The sequence below is a fragment of the Paraburkholderia sp. XV genome (genome assembly GCF_020177535.1).
GTDB classification, from domain to species: domain Bacteria; phylum Pseudomonadota; class Gammaproteobacteria; order Burkholderiales; family Burkholderiaceae; genus Paraburkholderia; species Paraburkholderia caribensis.
Genome location: NZ_JAGUUD010000233.1, coordinates 1 through 3,929, shown reverse-complemented (window position 1 = coordinate 3,929; position 3,929 = coordinate 1). Strand labels below are relative to the sequence as shown.

The following is a 3,929-nucleotide window of genomic DNA, read 5'->3' as shown; positions in this document are numbered from 1 at the left end:
CGTTGATCCTGCGAATGGGCGGGATGCTGCGACATGCGTGTCCTCCGTTGATTCAATGCGAGTGCTACGCGAACGGCCGCACGCCGGCTCGCGGTTCGTCAACAGCGCAAGCGCGATGCCTGTGCGTGCGCGAACTGCGGGAGCCGCGCTTGCTGCTTCACTGTTTCGTAGCGAACGGGTCGTTCGATCCGATTTCGGTACTGACGCAGCGCGAGCCGATCACAAATGCGATCGAAGCCTATCAGGCATTCGATGCACGCGAGCCGGGCTGGATCAAGGTGAAACTCGAGCCTTGATTGGCCGTGCGCGTCGCATGACGGGCCGCCGCGACGTTGTTTCCGTTCCGCCTGGGCCGGCAGCGCATCGCCGGCTCCCCGGGCGGAAATGATGGCCGCGGTCGGGACGACAGCGTTGTCCTCACTGCGAGCGCATCGGCTAACCCCGTGTCGAACCGTGAATGATCTGCGCCGCGCGCGCACGAGCGTCGGGCGTGGACGGAACATCGCCGAGCAGCGACGCGCGTACGCCGGAAGTCGCTTCGTCGAGTGAACCGTGCAGCGCCATGAACGTGCTGTTGATACGGCTCTCGGCGCCGCCAACGGCGTCGACGAACGCGTCCAGTGCGATCTCATTCAGATGCCGCCAATAGGCAGCCGCTTTTGCGGTGCCCGCCAGCGCAAAACTGGTCTGCAAACGCCACGCGCCAAACGGCGAATACTCGTTGGCAGCCTCTAGCGCGACTGCCCGCTGCTCATCGAGCGACGCATGTATCGCCTTGCTGTTCAGTTCCGCAATCCGCCCGGCCGTCTCGACGCACAGCTGCGCCAGATCGCTCAACTGGTTGACGGGCCACGCGTCGTGTTCGCGAACCGTGTTGGGTACATCGTTGGGCAAAGCAATGAGACCTTCGCTCATGTTGAACTCCTTCAGGGTGGAATACCTTGGTCGATGGCGAAACGGCTCGCCGTTTTGCGGTGCCGCAATCGGCATTCCACTTTCGGCTTCGCAATGCTGTGCCCGTTGCGTGGTACGTGCGATGCTCAAATGGCCAGGTGTTGAAGAAGGAGTGCGTGTCGATGGATCGACAGATAAGGCGGACGGTCGCCACCGATTACCCCGAGATCTGTTCGTGGATCACCGATGCGACCGTCTGCCGTCAATGGGCGGGGCCTGCTATCGCCTTTCCTCCACAGTGTGATGTCGTGGCGACAGAACTCGTGAAAGAAGGGCAGCGGAGTTTCACCCTGGTTGAAGGAGAGGCCGTAGCCGGATTCGGGCAATTCTGGGTGATCGAGCCGGGCGCAGTTCATATCGGACGGGTCATCGTGTCGCCGCGCTGCCGCAGCAGAGGCATCGGACGTTATCTCGTGCAGGCACTCGTCGCACAAGGGATGGCGTCAACGGGCGCAGCCCGCGCGACGCTCCGGGTTGCACGCGGAAACGACCGCGCCGCGGCCCTGTATGCGAGCATGGGCTTCGAAGCGGTGCCCGAACGCTCCACGCCGGACGTCCTGTTCATGCAGCGGCCTTGACGAATCGGGCGAGAAAGGTGCGCGTGGTTCCATCAGGAAACAGCACGGCCACCTGGTCTGTCGTTGCGAACGTTACCTGGCCCGTCCCGTACTTGCGCACCCGCACGCACTGGCCGCGCGTAAAACAGTGCGGCCGCTCGCGCGTGCTGGACGCGGCATTCATCGTCCCGTCCCGAGCCGGCGCTATCGCCTTCACGGGCGCCTGAAATGGTTCGACGTGCGGCGGGTTCCGGCAGTTGTCGCATGTGCCGCACCCGTCGACCTCGTCGGCAAAGCCGAAGTGCTCGAGTATGGTGTGCCAGCGGCAACCGCCCGTTTGCGCATAGTCGATCATCTGTTGAAGTGCCTCGCCATCGCGCTTCGCCAGTTCGTCGTACCGTTGCAGCGCTGTGGCAAGCGCATCGCTGCCCGGCGCGCCGTCGCGGCGCAGATAGCGGCGCGCGCGATTGCGACGCGCAAGCCCTGCGTCGAGCAGAATTTTCAGCGCCACCAGCAGTTTGTTGCGCCCGATGTCCGGGAGCATGCGCGCGAGGTCGTCCGCGCTGATGCCCGTCGCGGTGCCGTCGTCGTGCTTGCCCAGCGCCTCGCGCACCCGCTCGACGAGTTCGCGCTCCGGATAGCGGCCAAGCTGCAGGAACTGCTGCACACGCCTGTCGTTCAGATCGAACAGCAGGATGCAATCGGCAGCTTCCCCGTCGCGGCCGGCGCGCCCGCTTTCCTGATAGTACGCATCGATACTGCCCGGCATCTGGTCATGCACGACGAAACGTATGTCGGCCTTGTCGATGCCCATGCCGAACGCATTGGTCGCGATCATCACACGCACGTCGCCGCGCATGAAGCGGTCTTGTGCGTCATGCCGCTCGCGGGAACCGATTCGGCCGTGATAAAGGGCAGCCGGCACGCCCCATTCGCGCACGGCCGCCGCCAGCCGTTCCGCTTCGCGCACCGTCGCCGTGTAGATGATCCCGGCGTCGCCGCGCGACTCGAGCAACGCGCGAAGCGCTGCGAGCTTCGCCTGCGCGGAACGCGCGGATGCACGTCCTTTGGTGCCCGCGACCGACACCTGCGTCACGCTGTACCGCAGATTCGGCCGATAGACGCCTGTGTGCAGCACGCGCGCCTCGCGCATGCCGAGCGTGCGCACGATATCGTCGACGACAGCCGTCGTCGCCGTCGCCGTGAGTGTGAGCACGGGCGGACCTCCCAGGCTGCGCACCGCGTCGGCGATCTGCAGGAAGGCCGGCCTGAAGTCGTGTCCCCACTGCGAGATGCAGTGAGCTTCGTCGACCACGATCAGACTCACACGTGGTTGCGCGCATGGGCCGCGACGCCCTTGAAGCGCTTCCAGCAGCGTCGGTTTGGCGAGTTGCTCGGGTGTGACGAACACAATCGCGCGCGCGGCGGTGGTCAGGTTTTCATACGTCTGCCGTTCCTCGGCGGCGCTCAGCGTGCTGTTGATCTGCAGCGCCTGCACGTCGGCGGCGAGCAGTTTGTCGCGTTGATCCTTCATCAATGCGATCAACGGCGATACGACGAGGGTCAGGCCGCTCAGATGCATGGCGGGCAGCTGGTAGCACAGCGATTTGCCAGCACCCGTCGGCATGATGGCGAGCGTGTCGTGTCCCTGCATCACGCTGTCGATAATCTCGCGTTGTCCCGGACGCAGCGAATCGAAACCAAACACGTCGCGTAGCGTCCGGTGCATGGCCTTGCTGCTCGTTTCTGTCGATGCTGGCATCGGTGCTTCCTTTACAGGTGTCGCTGGCGGGCGCTCCGACACGCTGCAAGCAATGGGCATTCCGCCTGGCGTGCCACGCGTCGTCTGCCGTCCGCGGAAGGCTACGCAGACGGAGAACGCCGGAGGCGGCAGGTCGCGGATCCAGCGGGCCGGGCGCTTGCTAGACACATGACACGACCGTGCAAGCCGGCACGCCGCAATTTCATGGGAGCAAGCAATGACCGGAACCAAATATGCAGCGCCGCCTTTCCCGCCGCAACAGCAAGACGCTGTGCCGGGCCTTACCGCGCCGATGACTCCGCAGCCCGATCACGGCGAAGAGAGCTATGTCGGGCACAACCGGCTCGCAGGCAAGGCGGCGATCATCACGGGCGGCGACAGCGGCATTGGGCGCGCCGTGGCGATCGCCTTCGCCCGCGAAGGGGCGGACGTGCTGATCTCTTATCTGAACGAGCACGATGACGCACGCGAGACGCAGCGCTGGGTCGAAAAGGCCGGTCGCCGTGCGGTGCTGATGCCAGGTGATATCAGGGACACCGCCCAATGCAGCGGCATCGTCGAGCGCGCAATGGCGGAGTTCGGACGGATCGACATTGTCGTCAACAACGCGGCCTATCAGATGACCTACGATTCGCTCGACGAGATCACCGATGAAG

At 64.6% G+C, this 3,929-nt stretch carries 4 protein-coding genes and 1 pseudogene; 3 read left to right on the top strand and 2 right to left on the bottom strand.

What is annotated here, in order from left to right; translation table 11 throughout:
• A pseudogene (locus KFO72_RS41440) lies at window positions 1-296 on the top strand (hypothetical protein); the annotation flags it as partial.
• A 139-nt stretch (window positions 297-435) separates the two neighbouring features.
• Here KFO72_RS41440 and phaP read toward each other — a convergent pair.
• The gene (gene phaP, locus KFO72_RS41435) at window positions 436-915 is read right to left on the bottom strand and encodes a TIGR01841 family phasin (RefSeq protein WP_225034517.1); all 480 of its coding nucleotides are present in this window, start codon (window positions 913-915) and stop codon (window positions 436-438) included.
• A gap of 137 nt (window positions 916-1,052) precedes the next feature.
• Between phaP and KFO72_RS41430 the strand changes: the two genes are divergently transcribed.
• Window positions 1,053-1,532, top strand: coding sequence for a GNAT family N-acetyltransferase (locus KFO72_RS41430; RefSeq protein WP_225034516.1), 480 nt, complete (start codon window positions 1,053-1,055; stop codon window positions 1,530-1,532).
• Here the strand turns inward: KFO72_RS41430 and KFO72_RS41425 are convergent.
• A complete protein-coding gene (locus tag KFO72_RS41425) occupies window positions 1,516-3,273 on the bottom strand; it encodes a RecQ family ATP-dependent DNA helicase (RefSeq protein WP_225034515.1) in 1,758 nt (585 codons plus the stop codon). The genes KFO72_RS41430 and KFO72_RS41425 overlap by 17 nt on opposite strands.
• 217 nt (window positions 3,274-3,490) lie before the next feature.
• Here KFO72_RS41425 and KFO72_RS41420 point away from each other — a divergent pair.
• Window positions 3,491-3,929, top strand: a 439-nt coding sequence (locus KFO72_RS41420; protein WP_225034514.1) for an SDR family NAD(P)-dependent oxidoreductase, incomplete at its 3' end; no start/stop codon positions are given.